13 protein-coding genes are annotated in these 16,287 nt (G+C 72.3%); 2 read left to right on the top strand and 11 right to left on the bottom strand.

Annotation, left to right across the window (positions count from 1 at the left end):
- Window positions 1-11: 11 nt before the first annotated feature.
- The 3 genes from ABIH81_RS17840 to ABIH81_RS17830 all read right to left on the bottom strand — a co-directional run bounded on the left by ABIH81_RS17840 (window position 12) and on the right by ABIH81_RS17830 (window position 3,165).
- Window positions 12-1,994 (bottom strand): ABC transporter ATP-binding protein, encoded by a 1,983-nt coding sequence (locus ABIH81_RS17840; protein WP_349881141.1) that lies wholly within the window; start codon window positions 1,992-1,994, stop codon window positions 12-14.
- Window positions 1,995-2,126: 132 nt separating this feature from the next.
- Window positions 2,127-2,894, bottom strand: coding sequence for an enoyl-CoA hydratase/isomerase family protein (locus ABIH81_RS17835; RefSeq protein ID WP_349876034.1), 768 nt, complete (start codon window positions 2,892-2,894; stop codon window positions 2,127-2,129).
- Window positions 2,895-2,937: 43 nt separating this feature from the next.
- The gene (locus ABIH81_RS17830) at window positions 2,938-3,165 is read right to left on the bottom strand and encodes a helix-turn-helix domain-containing protein (RefSeq protein ID WP_007072022.1); all 228 of its coding nucleotides are present in this window, start codon (window positions 3,163-3,165) and stop codon (window positions 2,938-2,940) included.
- A 181-nt stretch (window positions 3,166-3,346) separates the two neighbouring features.
- On the opposite strand from ABIH81_RS17830, the gene ABIH81_RS17825 reads away from it, so the two are divergent.
- On the top strand, window positions 3,347-3,949 hold the full coding sequence (locus ABIH81_RS17825; protein ID WP_349876033.1) for a cadmium resistance transporter: 603 nt from the start codon (window positions 3,347-3,349) through the stop codon (window positions 3,947-3,949).
- Window positions 3,950-4,076: 127 nt separating this feature from the next.
- Here ABIH81_RS17825 and ABIH81_RS17820 read toward each other — a convergent pair whose 3' ends face one another.
- The gene (locus ABIH81_RS17820) at window positions 4,077-5,684 is read right to left on the bottom strand and encodes an ABC-F family ATP-binding cassette domain-containing protein (protein ID WP_349876032.1); all 1,608 of its coding nucleotides are present in this window, start codon (window positions 5,682-5,684) and stop codon (window positions 4,077-4,079) included.
- 247 nt (window positions 5,685-5,931) lie between these two features.
- Here ABIH81_RS17820 and ABIH81_RS17815 point away from each other — a divergent pair, with 247 nt between their 5' ends.
- The gene (locus ABIH81_RS17815; RefSeq protein WP_013287436.1) at window positions 5,932-6,846 is read left to right on the top strand and encodes a neutral zinc metallopeptidase; all 915 of its coding nucleotides are present in this window, start codon (window positions 5,932-5,934) and stop codon (window positions 6,844-6,846) included.
- Window positions 6,847-6,916: 70 nt separating this feature from the next.
- Here the strand turns inward: ABIH81_RS17815 and ABIH81_RS17810 are convergent, their stop codons facing one another.
- From ABIH81_RS17810 to ABIH81_RS17780, 7 genes are all read right to left on the bottom strand, one after another.
- A complete protein-coding gene (locus tag ABIH81_RS17810) occupies window positions 6,917-8,134 on the bottom strand; it encodes a hypothetical protein (protein ID WP_349876031.1) in 1,218 nt (405 codons plus the stop codon).
- 165 nt (window positions 8,135-8,299) lie between these two features.
- Window positions 8,300-8,938, bottom strand: coding sequence for an acVLRF1 family peptidyl-tRNA hydrolase (locus ABIH81_RS17805; RefSeq protein WP_349876030.1), 639 nt, complete (start codon window positions 8,936-8,938; stop codon window positions 8,300-8,302).
- 85 nt (window positions 8,939-9,023) lie between these two features.
- Window positions 9,024-12,728, bottom strand: coding sequence for a M12 family metallo-peptidase (locus tag ABIH81_RS17800; RefSeq protein ID WP_349876029.1), 3,705 nt, complete (start codon window positions 12,726-12,728; stop codon window positions 9,024-9,026).
- 201 nt (window positions 12,729-12,929) lie between these two features.
- Window positions 12,930-13,556, bottom strand: a complete 627-nt coding sequence (locus ABIH81_RS17795) for a LysE family transporter (RefSeq protein WP_349876028.1) — start codon at window positions 13,554-13,556, stop codon at window positions 12,930-12,932.
- Between the two features lie 516 nt (window positions 13,557-14,072).
- Window positions 14,073-14,510 carry a metal-sulfur cluster assembly factor gene (locus ABIH81_RS17790; RefSeq protein ID WP_349876027.1) on the bottom strand — a complete coding sequence of 146 codons (438 nt, stop codon included), beginning with the start codon at window positions 14,508-14,510 and terminating at the stop codon, window positions 14,073-14,075.
- The gene (gene sufU / locus ABIH81_RS17785; RefSeq protein WP_349881140.1) at window positions 14,507-14,980 is read right to left on the bottom strand and encodes a Fe-S cluster assembly sulfur transfer protein SufU; all 474 of its coding nucleotides are present in this window, start codon (window positions 14,978-14,980) and stop codon (window positions 14,507-14,509) included. Before sufU ends, ABIH81_RS17790 begins: the two co-directional genes overlap by 4 nt.
- The gene (locus tag ABIH81_RS17780) at window positions 14,980-16,284 is read right to left on the bottom strand and encodes a cysteine desulfurase (RefSeq protein ID WP_349876026.1); all 1,305 of its coding nucleotides are present in this window, start codon (window positions 16,282-16,284) and stop codon (window positions 14,980-14,982) included. The genes sufU and ABIH81_RS17780 overlap by 1 nt, the downstream gene beginning before the upstream one ends.
- Between the last annotated feature and the right edge of the window lie 3 nt (window positions 16,285-16,287).

The following is a 16,287-nucleotide window of genomic DNA, read 5'->3' as shown; positions in this document are numbered from 1 at the left end:
GCGCCGGTCCGCTAGTTGGCCGCGGCCGGGGGCATCGCCTCGTGGGCGACGTAGGTGCCCAACGGCACCGTGGTCACCACCGGCTCGGGCTGCTCGGCGTCGGCGTGGGGTGCCGGCGAGCCGGTGACCGCGAACTGGGTGCGGTACAGCTCGGCGTACAGGCCGCCGACGGCCACCAGCTCGTCGTGCCGGCCGCGCTCCACGATCCGGCCCTCGTCGAGCACGAGGATCTGGTCGGCGTCGCGCACTGTGGAGAGCCGGTGCGCGATGACCAGCGCGGTACGCCCGGTCAGCGCCACCGACAACGCCCGCTGCACCGCCGCCTCGCTCTCCGAGTCCAGGTGCGCGGTGGCCTCGTCGAGGATCACGATCGACGGGGCCTTGAGCAGCAGCCGGGCGATGGCGATGCGCTGCTTCTCGCCGCCGGAGAAGCGGTAGCCCCGCTCGCCGACCGTCGTGTCGAGCCCGTCCGGCAGCGCCCGGACCAGGTCGGCGACCTGCGCGCCGGCCAGCGCCGCCCAGATCTCGTCGTCGGTGGCGTCCGGCTTGGCGTAGCGCAGGTTCTCCCGGATCGTCTCGTGGAACAGGTGCGAGTCCTGGGTGACCACGCCGATCTCGTCGCGGAGCGAGGCGAGCGTCGCGTCCCGTACGTCGACGCCGCCGACCAGCACCTGACCGTCGCTGACGTCGTAGATCCGGGAGATCAGCATGGACAGCGTCGACTTGCCCGCGCCGGAGGGGCCGACCAGGGCCACCATCTGCCCCGGCTCGACGGCGAACGTGACGCCCTTGAGCACCGGCTCGTTGACCGTCCGGTCGAGGGTCGAGACCTCCTCCAGGGAGGCGAGCGACACCTCGGCGGCGCTCGGGTAGCGGAAGCGCACGTCGCGGAACTCGACCCGGCCGTTGCCGCGCGGCACCGGCACCGCGCCGGGCTTCTCGGCGATGGACGGGCGCAGGTCGAGCACCTCGAAGACGCGGTCGAAGGAGACGAGCGCGCTCATCACGTCGACCCGGACGTTGGACAGCGCGGTCAGCGGGCCGTAGAGGCGGGTCAGCAGCAGCGCCAGCTTGACGACGGTGCCGGCGCTGACCGCCCCGGTGACCGCCAGCCAGCCGCCGACGCCGTACGTCAGCGCCTGGGCCAGCGACGCGACGAGCAGCATCGCGACGAAGAACGTCCGCGAGTACATCGCGGACTGGATGCCGATGTCGCGCACCCGCTCGGCCCGGCGGGCGAACCGGTCGGCCTCCACCTCCGGCGCGCCGAACAGCTTGACCAGGAGCGCGCCCGCGACGCCGAACCGTTCGGTCATCGTCGCGTTCATCTTGGCGTCGAGGTTGTACGACTCGCGGGTGATCTCGGCCAGTCGCCGGCCGACCCGGCGGGCCGGGATGATGAAGATCGGCAGCAGCACCAGCGCCAGCACGGTGATCTGCCAGGACAGCACGAGCATCGCACCGGCGGTGAGCACGAGCTGGATGACGTTGCTGACCACGCCGGACAGCGTCGAGGTGAACGCCCGCTGGGCGCCCAGCACGTCGTTGTTGAGCCGGCTGACCAGGGCGCCGGTCTGGGTGCGGGTGAAGAACTGCAACGGCATCCGCTGGACGTGGTCGTACACCCGGGTGCGCAGGTCGAGGATGATGCCCTCGCCGATGCGGGCCGAATACCACCGCTGGACCAGGGAGAACAGCGCGTCGGCCACGGCGAGCGCGGCGATGATCAGGGCGAGCCGGACCACTGTCGAGCGGGCGTCGGGGCCGCCACCGGCGATCGCGTCGATGACCTCGCCGGCGAGCAGCGGCGTGGCCACGCCGATCACCGCGGCGACGACCACGGTGATCAGGAAGACGACGATGTCGCGCCGGTAGGGCCGGGCGAACGCGACGATCCGCCGGGCGGTGCCGCGCTTGAGCTCGTGGGCGGAGACCTCGTCGCGGTTACGCAGCGACCGGAGCATGCTCCAGCCGCCCATGCCACCGCCGGCCATCGGTTGGGACACTCGTCACCTCCGGGTCGTCGGGGCAGCATGAACCGTCGGAGTCCATTCTCCCGACGCCTGTGACAACCTCGCGAGTAACCCAGATCTTCCCGAACGGTCCTTACGAAATCGCCGTCCCGGCTATTCGCCCCGCCCGGCCAGATCCCGGATCCGCCGGGTCTGCGCCTCCCGCTCGGCGCGCTGCTGCTCGGCGTGCGAGCGCACGGCCGCGCCCGCGAGCAGCGCCTTGATCTCGATGATCGCGTCCCGGTTGTTCGCGAGCAGCCCGGCGGACAGATCACGCACCGCGGCGTCCAGCTCGTCGTTCGGCACCACGAGCGTGGCCAGGCCGATCCGGTCCGCCTCGGTGGCGTCCATCCGCCGGCCGGTGGCGCAGATCTCCAGCGCCCGGGAGTAACCGACCAGCTCGACCAGGCGGCGCGTGCCGGCCAGGTCGGGAACCAGACCGAGGGTCACCTCGGCCATCGAGAGCTTGGCGTCGGCGGCGAGCACCCGCAGGTCGCAGGCCAGCGCGAGCTGGAAGCCGGCGCCGATGGCGTGGCCCTGCACCGCGGCGATCGACACCACGTCCGGCCGGTGCAGCCAGGTGAAGCCGCCCTGGTACCCGGCGATCCGGTCGGCACACTCCGCCTCCGGCAGCGTGGCCAGCTCGGCGAAGGAGCCCGGCCCGGTCGCACCGGCGACCGCCAGGTCCAGGCCCGCGGAGAAGGCGCGCCCCTCTCCGCGTACGACGACGACGCGGACGTCGCCGGGCAGGTCGCGGGAGAAGTCGCTCATCGCCCGCCACATGGCCGGGGTCTGCGCGTTGAGCACGTCGGGCCGGCACAACGTCACCGTCGCGACCGGCCCGTCGCAGTCGAAGCGCACTCCGGTCGTCTCGGCGGTCACCGGACGCCCCGGAACGCGCTGATGGACGACGCTGGGGGGCGGGTCACGCCTTCTTCCGGCGCCGGGCGCCGCCGCGCTGCCGCAGCTGCACCCCGGACTCGGTGAGCACACGGTGGATGAACCCGTAGGAACGGCCCGTCGAGGCCGCCAGAGCACGGATGCTCTCACCCCCGGTGTACCGCTTTACCAGGTCTTTGGCGAGCGTCTGACGCTCGGCCCCGACGATCCGGCGACCCTTCTCAGTGCTGGTGGCTGTGCCGGTGGCTGCCATGCTGATTCCTCACGTCCCAGACTGTGCGGTTCGGATACGGTCCCACCTATTAGACCGCCTCGGACGATCATGCGCCAGATATCAACTATTCGCCAACCGACACGCTACGCAATGTCAACTTCCCGATAGAGTGATCCTTCCGACCGGCTGATCCGTACCGCCCGGCCCGTACCCTGCCCGGGTGACCGAACCGATCACCGCCGTGGCCGCCGCGGCCGGCGTGTTCGCCGCCACCAACCTCGACGACGTCGTCGTGCTCACCGTGCTCTTTGTGGCCGCCCGGCGGACCGGGCGTCCCCGGCCCTGGCAGATCGTCGCCGGGCAGTACGCGGGCATCGGCGCGCTCGTCGCGGTCGCCGTGGTGGCCGCCGCCGGGCTGCTCGTGGTGCCGGACCCGTGGCCCGGCCTGCTCGGGCTGCTACCGATCGCGCTCGGCGTCCGCGCGCTGCTGACCCGGCGCGACGACGGCGAACCGCCGGCGGTGGTCGGCAGCCTGCTCGGCGTCGCCGGGGTGACGATCGCGAACGGCGCGGACAACATCGCCGTCTACGTGCCGGTGTTCCGCGCCCTCGACCCGGCCACCGGCCTGATCTGGCTACTGGTGTTCGCCGTGCTGGTGGCCGTGTGGTGCGCGGTCGCCGCAGCGCTCGGCGGTCACCCCCGGGTGGTGGCGCTGGTCGGCCGCGCCGGCCACTGGCTGGTCCCGGCGATCTTCATCGTCATCGGCGCGACCATCCTGCTCGCCTCCGGCGTCCTCCCCCACCTGGCCGCCCTCCTGACCTGACCGCCCCACCCCCGCCCTCGCCTGGCCCCGGCCCGGCTCACCCCGTCGATCATGAAGTTGGCGGCGGTGTGGATCTCCACAAGTGCCGCCAACTTCATGATCGACGGGGACAGGGCCGACGGGCGGGTCAGGCCAGCTCGACCAGCTCCAGGAGGTCGTCGGACCAGGCGTCCTCGTCGCCGTCGGGCAGCAGGATGGCGCGGTCCGGCTTGAGCGCGGTGACCGCGCCCGGGTCGTGGGTGACCAGCACGATCGCGCCGGGGTAGCGGGCGATGGCGTCGAGCACCTGCTCACGGCTGACCGGGTCGAGGTTGTTCGTCGGCTCGTCGAGCAGCAGCACGTTGGCGCCCGAGCAGACCAGGGTGGCCAGCGCCAGCCGGGTCTTCTCGCCGCCGGAGAGCACACCGGCCGGCTTGTCCACGTCCTCCCCGGAGAACAGGAACGCGCCGAGGATCTTGCGCAGGTCGGTGTCGGTCTGGTCGGACGCGGCGCTGCGCATGTGCTCCAGGATCGTCCGGTCCACGTCGAGCGTCTCGTGCTCCTGGGCGTAGTAGCCCAGCCGCAGCCCGTGCCCGGGGCGCACCTCGCCGGTGTCCGGCTCCAGCAGCCCGCCGAGCATCCGCAGCAGAGTGGTCTTGCCGGCGCCGTTGAGGCCGAGGATGGCCACCCGGGAGCCGCGGTCCACCGCCACGTCGACGTCGGTGAAGATCTCCAGCGACCCGTACGACTTGGACAGGCCAGTCGCGGTCAGCGGCGTCTTGCCGCACGGCGCGGGGCTCGGGAACCGTACCTTGGCGACCTTGTCCGCGACGCGGACCTCGTCCAGGCCGGAGAGCAGGCGCTCGGCGCGCCGGGCCATGTTCTGCGCGGCGACGGTCTTGGTGGCCTTGGCCCGCATCTTGTCCGCCTGCGCCATCAGCGCGCCGGCCTTCTTCTCGGCGTTGGCCCGCTCCCGGCGGCGGCGCCGCTCGTCGGTCTCCCGCGCCTCCAGGTACGCCTTCCAGCCCAGGTTGTACGTGTCGACCACGGACCGGGTGGCGTCCAGGAACCAGACCTTGTTGACCACGGCCTCCAGCAGCGAGGCGTCGTGGGAGATCACGATCAGGCCGCCCTTGTGGTTGGCGAGGAAGCCGCGCAGCCAGGTGATCGAGTCGGCGTCGAGGTGGTTCGTGGGCTCGTCGAGCAGCAGGATGCCGCCGCCGTTCTCGCCGGCGTCGCGGAACAGGATCCGGGCCAGCTCGATGCGGCGGCGCTGACCGCCGGAGAGCGTGCCGATGGTCTGCGCCAGGGCGCGGTCGGGCAGGCCGAGGTTGGCGCAGATCCGGGCCGCCTCGGCCTCGGCCGCGTAGCCGCCGAGCGAGGCGAACTGGTCCTCCAGCGCGCCGTAGCGGCGGACCAGCCGCTCGTCGTCGGCGCCCTCGGCGAGCTTGTTCTCCAGCTCCTTCATCTGCGCCATGAGCACGTCCAGGCCACGGGCGGAGAGCACCCGGTCCCGGCCGGTGACGTCCAGGTCACCGGTACGCGGATCCTGCGGCAGGTAGCCGATGGCGCTGCGCCGGTCGATCTGGCCGCCGTACGGCTGGCCCTCCCCGGCGAGCACCTTGAGTGTGGTGGTCTTGCCGGCGCCGTTGCGGCCGACCAGGCCGATCCGGTCCCCCGGCTGCACCCGCAGGGTGGTGTCGGACAGCAGGATCCGGGAACCGGCGCGCAGTTCCAGGCCGGTGGCAGTGATCATTTCGGAGTACTCGCTCTCGGGTCCGGAAGGGCTGACTCAGGGCACGCGAAAGCGCCGGCGGGTGGTGATTTCCCGTCGGCGCGGGGCCGTTCAGCCTTCGCAGCGCAGCACGGGAGCAAGTGTACCGGGCTCCGCGGACCCCTTCCGCCGGATTACCGCGCAAGATCATCGGGTACGGAAACCGCCGTCCGGACCCGGTCCGGTACCGCAACCACCACAAACGGACACATCGGTGATCGGGGTCAACATGGAGCTGAACGAGAACGCGCGGGTCGACACCAGCCAGGTGGACGACCGGCGAGGGTCCGGCGGAGGCGGCGGGATGGGCATTCCGATCCCGATCGGCGGCGGCCGCGGCGGGATCGTGGGCATCATCATCGCCGTGCTCGTCGCCCTGGTGGGCGGCGGGTTCGGCCTCAACGCCGCCACCAACGGCGGCGGTTCCGAGCAGGGCGACAACACCTCGCTGGAGCAGAAGTGCTCGGCGCAGGACGCGCTGAAGCAGCTCGACTGCCGCAACGCGCTCTACGTCAACTCGATCCAGGCGTACTGGCGTACCGCCATGCCGGAGGCGTTCGGCGAGCAGTACCGGCCGTCGAAGACGGTGTTCTTCAGCCAGAACGTGAGCACCGCCTGCGGCGCGGCCGACTCGGGTGTGGGCCCGTTCTACTGCCCGGCCGACGACCTGGTCTACATCGACCTCAGCTTCTACAAGCTGCTCGCCGACCAGCTCGGCGCCGAGGGCGAGTTCGCGCAGCCGTACGTGCTGGCCCACGAGTACGGCCACCACGTGCAGGACCTGCTCGGCACGGAGGCGCAGATGCGCCGTCAGCAGCAGCGCGACCCGCAGAGCGCGAACGCGCTCTCGGTGAAGCTGGAACTCCAGGCCGACTGCTACGCCGGCGCCTGGGCGAAGAACGCCACCGGCACGGCCGACGACAAGGGCCAGAAGATCTTCACCAGCATCACCGAGCAGGACATCTCGCAGGCCATCGACACCGCCGAGAAGATCGGCGACGACGCGATCCAGCAGCGGTCCGGCCGGCCGGTGAACCCGGACGAGTTCACCCACGGCAGCTCGGAGCAGCGCAAGCAGTGGTTCACCAAGGGCTTCACCACCGGCGACCCGAAGTCGTGCGACACCTTCGGTTCGGGGGCCTGAGCCGCTTGGCGCATCGGCCCGCACCGCTGACCTCGTCGGCGGTGCGGGCCGATGTCGTTCGTCCGGCCGGTCAGGCCGGCAGGGTCACCCGACCCGGGGCGGACCGGTTGACCGTCGTCCCGTCGCCCAGCTGACCACCGCTGTTGTCACCCCAGCACCACAGGCCGCCGTCGGTACGGATCGCGCAGCCGTGGTCGGTGACCGCGAGGCCGCCGGTCCAGGTGGTGGCCGTGCCGGCCTGGGCGGGCGCGGACCGGTGGGTGGTGCTGCCGTCGCCCACCTGTCCGGCCGAGTTCCTGCCCCAGCACCACAGGCTGCCGTCGGTACGCGACGCGCAGGACGTGTCGCTGCTTGCGGCGATCCGGCTCCACGTGGTGACGGTGCCGATCTGCACCGGCGCGGTCCGGTACGTGCCGCTCACGCCGAGCTGCCCGTATCCGTTCTCACCCCAGCACCACAGCGCGCCGGAGCGGACCCCGCAGGTGTGCGCGTACCCGGCCGCGACGCCGGTCCAGCCGGTCGCGGTGCCGACCTGCGCGGGCGCCGTCTGAGGGGCCAGGTTGCCCAGCCCGAGCTGACCGTCCGAGCTGGACCCCCAGCACCAGAGCGTGCCGCCGGTGCGGACGCCGCAGGTGTGCCCGAAGCCGGTCGAGACGCTCACCCAGTCGGTCGCCGTGCCGACCTGCAACGGGGTGTTCGCGACGTAGGGCGAGGCGCCGACGCCCAGCTGTGTGGTCCGGTTGAAGCCCCAGCACCAGAGCGTGCCGTCGGTCCTGATCGCGCAGGTGTGCGAGGGGCCGGCGTCGACCCTGGCCCAGGTGGTCGCGGTGCCGACCTGCACCGGGGCGCTGCGGCTGGTGGTGGTCCCGTCGCCGAGCTGGCCCCGGAAGTTCGAGCCCCAGCACCACAGCGTCCCGTCCGTGCGTACCGCGCAGGTGTGCCCGGAGCCGGCGTCGACACCGGTCCAGGTGGCGGTGCCGACCCGCGCCGGGGCGCTGCGGTTCGTGGTGGTCCCGTCGCCGAGCTGGCCGCCGTAGTTCGAGCCCCAGCACCACAGTCCCCCGTCGGTGCTGATCGCGCAGGTGTGCGCGCCGCCCGCGGTGACGCTGGTGACGGTGGGCACGGCGAGCGCGGCGCGCTCGACCGTCCCGGCGGCCGCATTCGCCGGGCCGGCCGTCAGTGTCGCGGTGAGCACGAGGCTTCCGGCGCTCATCGCCGCCGCCGCGACGAGGAGCCTCGTCGCACGGCGCCACCGGGCCCGCAGCCGGCCGTCCTGATATCCGCTCATGAAGTTGTTCTCTCCCAACGATGTCGGCGCGTGATGGCGGAGGCGAAGCGGGCCCTGCGGGTCGCCCGGAGACCCGCCGCTTCGTGACACCGACCTTATGCATCGAGTCGGTTCGATGCATCATCGAGGAGCGGGATTGAGCCGTCTTGAGGTGATCTTTCCTGTTCAGCGAACCAGGATGTGGACCGCCCGGGCGGCGGCGACGGCGGCCACCAGCACCGCGTGCCGGGGCTCCGGCACGTCGAGCAGGCGCGGTGCGCGCAGCTCCGCGAGCGGGGCCAGCCGCCGGTCGGCCAGCACCGTGTCCACCGCACGCCGGTCGCCGCCGCCCACCAGCGCCGCCAGCGTGCCCGCCTCCGGCAACAGCAGGCGTACGGCCAGCTCGGCCGCGTCGCCCAGCGCGGCCTTCGCCTGGTTGTCGCGCCGCCGGGCGAACCGCTGCTGGGACCAGCCGCCCGCCGCGGTACGCCCCTGCACGTACCGGGTGTCCACCTTGGAGACGACCAGATCGGTGCCGTCGGCGACACCGACCGCGACCGCGCCCTTGCGGGCCAGAAGCAGACCGAGCCGGCGGGCCGCGCCGGCGGCGGCGACGAATCCGGGTACGTCAGCCGACGGGCTCGCGCCGGGCGGGGTGTGCAGCTCGGCGGTGGCGCCGTCCGGGGCGGTGAGCAGCAGCCCGTACTCCTGGACGGTCGTGGCCGGCGGGCCGTGCCGGGCGGTGAAGCCCTCGACCCAGCGGGCGACGCGGCCGGGGTCGACCTCGACCCACCGGCCACCCCCGGCGGCGGGTCGGCTGCTCATGGCCCGACGGTACGCCATCGATGGACCCGCTGACGCAACGCGGGAGGACACCGTGACCGGTGCCCTCCCGCGACTACCGGGTGGATCAGTGGACGGTGAGGTTGCCGCCCTTCAGCTTGACCTCGGCGGTCGCGCCGCCCGTCCAGTCGGACGAGAAGAGTAGGGAGCCGCCCTTCCACAGGGTCACCCCGACCGTGTCGTTCCTGCCGGGGGCGCCCCGGTCGGTCACCGTCACCGCCAGGGTCAGGCCGGAGGCCACCGGCTTGCCCTTGCTGTCGTACAGGGCGGCCTGGTAGCGCACCTGGGCGACCTTGCCCGCCGAGGTGATGCCGAGCGCGTCGACGGCGCCGGCCCTGATCGTGTACGACTTCCCGCCGGAGCGGAACTCGACCTCGGCCTTGCCCGTGGCGGGCTTGTTCGCCTTGCCCGGCTTCGCGTTCAGCTCCACCTCGACCGTGGAGTTCACGTCGGCCGGGTAGGTGCCCGCCGAGCGGGTGGCGGTGAACTCGCCGCCGCCGGTGAGGAACGCGCCGTCGGAGACGGCGACCCTCACCTGGGCGGTGGTGCTGCCCGTGTAGTTGCCGCCCACGGTCGCGGTGACCGTGTGCGTGCCCTTCGGCAGGGTGGCCGTGCACGCCGCGGACGCGGTCGTGGTGGCCGTGCCGAGCAGGTCGAGCACGCCGGTGCAGAGCGTCACGCCACCGGAGGTGAAGGTGACTGTGGCGGTACGGATGTCACCGGCTGTGGTGTCCGTCGCCCCGGGCAGCACCGAGCCGTCCCGGACCACGGCCCGCAGCAGCGCCTGGCCGGACGCGCCGCCGGTCGCGGTGTTCACGAGCGTGTCACCGGCCCAGTTGACGGCCGCGTCCTCGGCGGCGACGGTGACGGTGAACGAGGTGCTGCCGGTCAGCCCGGAGCCGTCGGACACGGTCACGGTGACCGGGTAGTCGCCGGGGGCCGCCGTGGTGGTGCCGGCGACCGTCCAGGTGCGCGACCCGGGCCGGGCGTCGGTCGCGGACGTGCTCGTGACGGCCAGGGACAGGCCGGCGGGGAGCCCGGTGGCGGCCGCGGTCAGGTCCGCGCCGGCGGTGTCGCCGTCGGTCGCGGCGACGGTGACGGCCGGCGAGAGCGCGTCGCTGTACTGGACCTGTACGCCGCCGTCCGGGGCGGTGCTGGTGACGGCCGGGGCGGACCGGATGGTGAAGTCGGCGTCGTTGACGTCGAAGAAGACGTTGCCGACCGCCTCGATCTTGATCCGGGCCTTCCCGGTCGCCACGTTCGGCAGCGTCACCGTCGCGGTGCCGGTGTTGGCGGTCTGCTCGGCCAGCACGTACGGGAAGGTCCGGCCGCCGTCGGCGGACAGCGAGATCTTCACCTGGGCGGCGTTCACCGGCGCCCCGTCGGTGCCGGCGACGTCCCACGTCACGGTCTGGGCCGAGCCGCCGTCCAGGACGGCGGCGGTGGCCTGCGAGGTCACCAGGAACGGACCCGCGTCCGGCGCCAGCACCACGGCGACGTCGGCGCTGCCGACGCCGCCGCCACCCAGCCGCCCGTCCCGGGCGGTGAGCTTGAAGTGCAGGGTCCGGTCACCCGCGATGCCGACCCAGTCGCGGGTGGGCAGGAACTCCGAGTAGCAGTCGACCAGTTCGGCCGGCACGTTCGAGGCGCCACCGGTGGCCGGCGGCGCAGGCGGGGCCGGGCACGCGCCGGTGGCGGCGTTGGTGTTGCCGGCCAGGATCTGCGCCATGTCCGGGAAGACCCGGGTCGAGTCGGTGGTGACCGAGTTCAGACCCGGCGAGTGGTACTTCAGCGTGTCGGTGGGCGACACGATCGCCGCCTCGCCGAACACCCGGAACAGCGGACCGTTGACCTTCGTGTTGTTCGTCAGCGCGGTGCCGGTCGTGGCGCCCCTGTCGTTCTGCTCCCACAGGTACGTCACCGTGTCGCCGTCGGCGTCGGTGGCGCTGCCGGTCAGCGCGAACGGCGTACGCACCGGGATGGTGACGGTGTCCGGGACGGTGACCACCGGGGCGTGGTTGGTGGTCTCCTCGACCAGCCAGCCGCCGTTGTCGATGTCGCCGCCCTTGGCCGTCTCGCCGACGAAACCGGAGGCGTCGGAGGCGCCGGTCAGCTCCAGCGACGCCACGTTGGTGGTGGCCAGCGTGCCGCCGAAGGTCACCTGGAAGCCGTTGTCGTTGAGCGTGCCGCTGCCACCGAAGGCGGCCACTGTGACCGTCGCGCCGGCCGGCCAGCCGGCGATGCCCTCGATGGCGGCCTTGATGCCGGCGGTGGTGTAGTTGACGCCCCGCACGATCGGCGCCGAGTCGCTGCCCGCGTAGCGGACGGTGAACGAGTCACCGTCGGCGTCGAACCCGTACAGCGAGACGTTCTGCACCTCGTTGATCGCCGGGCGGTTCGAGCTGACGTAGTTGGTGATCTCGGTGTAGCTGCGGTGCGACCAGTACGGGTCGCTGTGCGGCTGGAGGTTGTCCTGCTGGCAGATGCCCGCGTACGCCATGATCGATGAACCGCTGCCCGGCTCGTACGAGTTGGCCGCGCTGCGGTTGCCGCCCGAGCAGTTGTACTGCGTGCCGTTGAAGGTGTGGTTGCCGGCGAACTGGTGACCGATCTCGTGCGAGACGTAGTCGACCGCGTAGAAGTCGCCGACCGGCGTCGGCAGGCCGGTGCAGCCCTGCGCCTTGCCGTTGCCGCCGATCACGCCGAGGCTCGCCACGCCGCCGCCGTTGACGCCCAGGCCGACGTGGCCCACGTCGTAGTTGCTCGCGCCGACCAGCTGGCCGAGCACGATCCGGTTACGGCTGAGCGTGCCGCCGCCGCAGGAGGTGAGCTGTGCCGGCGTGAAGCAGGCCGCCGCGCCGCACGGGCCGTTCGGCTCGGTGGCCAGCGCCGGCGTGTTCAGGTTGGTCTTGTCGGTGTCGTTGATCAGCACGAGCCGGATCGCGGTCTCGTCCTCGTAGATCTGGGTGACCCGGTTCATCAGCGTCACCTTCGCCGCGGTGACGTTCTCCGCGCCGAAGTAGGTGGCGTACGACGGGTCGGTCACCAGCGCCACCCGGTAGGTGCGCAGCTTCACCAGCGGCCCGGCCGGAACCTCCGCCTCGGCGATCTCCCCGGCCAGGGCGTGCGCCTCCTGCGTGACGTCCTCACGCTCGACGAACTCGCCCTCGGGGTGCTCCAGGTCGCGGGCGAAGTAGCTCGCGTACAGGCTCTGGTCGCGCTGGTAGTACGGGTCGATGTACCAGTTGCCCTCGGCCGAACGGACCGAGGCGTGGAACCCGAGCGGGGTGAGGTCCGCGCGGATGGTCGCGGTCGGGTCGTCCAGGCCCTTACCGGCGTACGTGGTGATCTCCGGGTGCCGGGCGGCCAGCCCGGCCTCCATGACCGGCGAGTCGACCAGCTCGAAACGCTGGAACGTGCCGTCCGGAGCGGGCAGCGACACCACCTGCTTCGGCACGCGGGCCGCCGCCACGCGCTGCTCGGCCGGCGCCTTGTCCAGCAGGCCCTTCATGGTGCCGCGGTCCAGCTTGTACGCGGCCAGCCGCTTGGCCTTGACGGCGGCCTCGCGGCCCGCCTTGGTGGCCGCCGGCTTGCCGTCCACCTTCTGCCACGGTCCGTGGACAGCGGGTGCGGCGGACACGGGCGCGGGCGCCGCGAGAACGGGAAGCGTCGCCGCGGCCAGCGTGGCGACGAGGAGGGCAGCGGTCCGTCCGCGCCGAGGCAGGCCGGCGGGTTGCCGGTCGCGCGGCGGACGCCCCAGGGTGATCCTCAAGTCTTCTCCCTGCGGTCGATGTGGACGGACGCACGGCCGGCGGGGATGACCGGACGTACGTGAACGGTCCACGGATTGTTCCGTGACCCTAGGACCACTCGCGGCTCCGAACATCACCCGGAAAGATGATGCGGTTCTACCTGGACGGTGATCCGGGTCGATCCGGCCCGCGAGATCAGCGCCTCTGACAGTCCTCTTCGGTCAGACGCCGAGCAGGGTCGCGACCGCGAGGGCCGCGATGATGACGCTGGACAGCAGCGCGCTGGCCCGCCGCCCACGGGGGCCGGTGAGGGCCCGGCCGATCAGCGTGCCACCGCCGGCGATCAGCAACTGCCAGCTGACCGAGGCGAGGAACACCCCGGCGGTGAAGGCGGCCGCGCCCGCCGGACCATCACCGAGCACGTCACCCCGGCCGAGGACGAGCGCCACGAAGTAGACCACTGTGGCCGGGTTGAGCAGGGTCAGCGCGAGAACCGCGGCGAAGGCCCGTACCGGCGTGTCCAGGCCGCCCCGCGCGCTCGGCTGTCGCGTCGTGGCCGGCGGGCGCAGCGCGCGCCAGGCGGTGAGGCCGGCGAGGGCCAGCAGCACCCCCGCGGCGAGCAGCCGCAGCGGACCCGCGAACGGCGTGAGCCGGCTCGCCACCGCGGCGCCGCCGAGCGCCGCCACTGCCGCGTAGAGCCCGTCGGCGGTGGCCACGCCGAGCGCCGCCGCCGATCCGACCCGGAACGAGGTGCGCGCGCTGAGCCCGAGGATGAGGATCGCGATCGCGCCGACCGGGATGGCGACGCCGTAGCCGGCGACCAGGCCGACGAGGAACGCCCCGGTCACGACGACGGGTGGTGGGGCGAGGCGGCCGGCGGCAGGGTGCGCTGTCGGCGTGCGGCCATGGCCGCACGGACAGAAACCTGCTTCGGGTACGCCTCGATCACCGCCTCATCCTGAGCCCCCCTCCCCCACCCCGCCACCCGTTTCCCCACCCACCCGCCCGCCCTCCCCTCCCTCGTCCTCGCGATCTTGCACTTGTGGCCCTGGAGACAGTCGGAATGTCCGGTCTGCCCGGGCAGGAGGCGCAAGATCGCCGGGGAGGGGTGTGCGGGTCAGGACGATGCAGCCCCGTCGGGCCCGGCTCGGCTCGTGTGGAGATCTTGGTACGGAACGGCCCTCATGGGGGCCGTTCCGTACCAAGATCTACGAGGTCTCCTAACCAGTGGACGCGGGCTCTCGCCAGCTGGGACGCGATTCCGGAGGTGGGGCGGCGGGCCTGGCTGACTGGGGCGGGGAAGCAGTGCGGGCGCGGCACCCCTTGGTAGGGATGCCGCGCCCGCAGCGGTGACCGGGGAACGGTCAGACGTTGAAGCCGAGCGAACGGAGCTGGTCGCGCCCCTCGTCGGTGATCTTGTCGGGGCCCCACGGCGGCAGCCACACCCAGTTGATCCGGATGTCGTTGACCAGACCGCCGCCGGGACCGGTGGTCAGCGCCTGCCGGGCCTGGTCCTCGATCACGTCGGTCAGCGGGCAGGCCGCCGAGGTCAGCGTCATGTCCAGGGTGGCGACGTTGTCGTCGTCGACGTGGACGCCGTACACCAGGCCCAGGTCGACCACGTTGATGCCCAGCTCGGGGTCGACGACGTCCTTCATCGCCTCCTCGATGTCACCGATCGCGGCCTTGCCGCCGGCCGGCGCCGCCGCACCCGCGGCCGCACCGTCGGCAACAGCCCCGTTGACGGCCGTGCCGTCCGTCGCCACCGCGCCGGCCTCGGGGGTCATGTTCTCGTCGCTCATGCCTTCACCTCCGGGCTCACGCCCACCCCGGCGCGTGCCGCGGCGTCCTTGAACGCCATCCACGACAACAACGCGCACTTGACCCGGGCCGGGTAGCGCGCGACACCCGCGAACGCCACGCCGTCTCCGAGCACGTCCTCGTCCGGCGTGACCTGGCCCCGCCCGGACATCAACTCCACGAACGCCTCGTGCACCACAGCGGCGTCGCTCGCGGCCTTGCCGCGCAGCAGCTCGTGCAGGATGCTCGCCGACGCCTGACTGATCGAGCAGCCCATCCCGTCGTACGAGATGTCGGTGAACACGCTGCCGTCGGTCGCCACCCGTACGGTGATCTCGTCGCCACAGGTCGGGTTGACGTGGTGCGCCTCGCCGACCCGGGCGGCCGGATCCGCCGCGTCCCGCAGGCCGCGGCCGTGCGGGTGCTTGTAGTGGTCCAGGATGATCTCCTGGTAGAGCTGGTCGAGTTGCATCACGCGAACACCTTCCGCACCTGCTCCAGCCCCGCCACCAGGGCGTCGATCTCCGCGGTGGTGGTGTAGAGGTAGAACGACGCCCGCGTCATGGCCGGCACCCCGAACCGGGTGCACACCGGCTTGGCGCAGTGGTGTCCCACCCGCACCTGCACGCCGAGCGAGTCGAGCACCTGCCCGACGTCGTGCGGGTGCACGTCACCGAGCGCGAACGAGATCGTCCCGCCCCGGCCGACCGGCACCGTCGGGCCGAAGATCCGCAGGCCGGGCACGGTGGCGAGGGCGTCCAGCGCGTACGCCGTCAGCTCCTTCTCGTGCCACTGGACGGCCGGCATGCCGATCGCGGTGAGGTAGTCCACGGCCGCGCCGAGCGCCACCGCCTCGGCGATCGGCGGGGTGCCCGCCTCGAACCGGGCCGGCGGCGCGGCGAACGTCGAGCCCGCCATCGTCACCGTCTCGATCATCGAGCCGCCACCCATCACCGGGGGCATCGCGGCGAGCAGCTCGCCCCGGCCCCAGAGCACGCCGATGCCGGTCGGGCCGCACATCTTGTGCCCGGTGAAGACGATGAAGTCGGCGTCGTAGCCGACCACGTCCATCGGCAGGTGCGGCACCGACTGCGAGCAGTCGAGCAGCAGCAGCCCGCCGACCTCGCGGACCCGCGCGGTGATCCGCGAGGTCGCGTTGACGGTGCCGAGGATGTTCGACATGTGCACCAGCGAGACGATCTTCGTCCGCTCGGTGACCAGGTCGTCCAGGCCGGACTCGTCGAGCCGGCCCTGGTCGGTGACCGGGAACCAGCGCAGCGTCGCGCCGGTGCGCTCCGCCAGCAGCTGCCACGGGACGATGTTCGAGTGGTGCTCCATCTCGGAGATCACGATCTCGTCGCCGGGGCCCAGCCGGAACCGGGGTTCGCCGTCCGCGCGCAGCGAGGCGTTGGAGAACGCGTACGCCACGAGGTTGATCGCCTCGGTGGAGTTCTTGGTGAACACCAACTCGTCCACGCTCGGCGCGTTGATGAACGCGGCGATCTTCGCCCGGGCGCCCTCGTACGCCTCGGTCGCCTCGGTGCCCAGCGTGTGCACCGAGCGCGACACGTTGGCGTTGTGCATCGCGTAGTGCTCGGCGAGCACGTCGAGCACCTGCCGCGGCTTGTGCGAGGTGTTCGCGCTGTCCAGGTAGACGAGCGGGTGACCGTTGACCTCCCGGTCGAGGATCGGGAAGTCGGCCCGCACCTTCGCCACGTCGAAGCGCGGCACGTCGTCGTACTGCGGCATGCCCGCCGGGATGGCCATCGAGGTCATGTC

It is taken from the genome of Micromonospora sp. HUAS YX12 (genome assembly GCF_040215685.1).
GTDB lineage: Bacteria > Actinomycetota > Actinomycetes > Mycobacteriales > Micromonosporaceae > Micromonospora > Micromonospora tulbaghiae.
Note: the sequence above shows the minus strand (reverse complement) of the source record. Positions and strands in the feature narration are given on the sequence as shown.

Excerpts from the sequence above, each read along its gene's own strand:
- ABIH81_RS17840 (WP_349881141.1), bottom strand. The coding sequence starts at position 1,994 with ATGGCCGGCGGTGGCATGGGCGGCTGGAGCATGCTCCGGTCGCTGCGT.
- ABIH81_RS17830 (WP_007072022.1), bottom strand. The coding sequence starts at position 3,165 with ATGGCAGCCACCGGCACAGCCACCAGCACTGAGAAGGGTCGCCGGATC.
- ABIH81_RS17820 (WP_349876032.1), bottom strand. The coding sequence starts at position 5,684 with ATGATCACTGCCACCGGCCTGGAACTGCGCGCCGGTTCCCGGATCCTG.
- ABIH81_RS17815 (WP_013287436.1), top strand. The coding sequence starts at position 5,932 with ATGGAGCTGAACGAGAACGCGCGGGTCGACACCAGCCAGGTGGACGAC.
- ABIH81_RS17810 (WP_349876031.1), bottom strand. The coding sequence starts at position 8,134 with ATGAGCGGATATCAGGACGGCCGGCTGCGGGCCCGGTGGCGCCGTGCG.
- ABIH81_RS17805 (WP_349876030.1), bottom strand. The coding sequence starts at position 8,938 with ATGAGCAGCCGACCCGCCGCCGGGGGTGGCCGGTGGGTCGAGGTCGAC.
- ABIH81_RS17790 (WP_349876027.1), bottom strand. The coding sequence starts at position 14,510 with ATGAGCGACGAGAACATGACCCCCGAGGCCGGCGCGGTGGCGACGGAC.
- sufU (WP_349881140.1), bottom strand. The coding sequence starts at position 14,980 with ATGCAACTCGACCAGCTCTACCAGGAGATCATCCTGGACCACTACAAG.
- ABIH81_RS17780 (WP_349876026.1), bottom strand. The coding sequence starts at position 16,284 with ATGACCTCGATGGCCATCCCGGCGGGCATGCCGCAGTACGACGACGTG.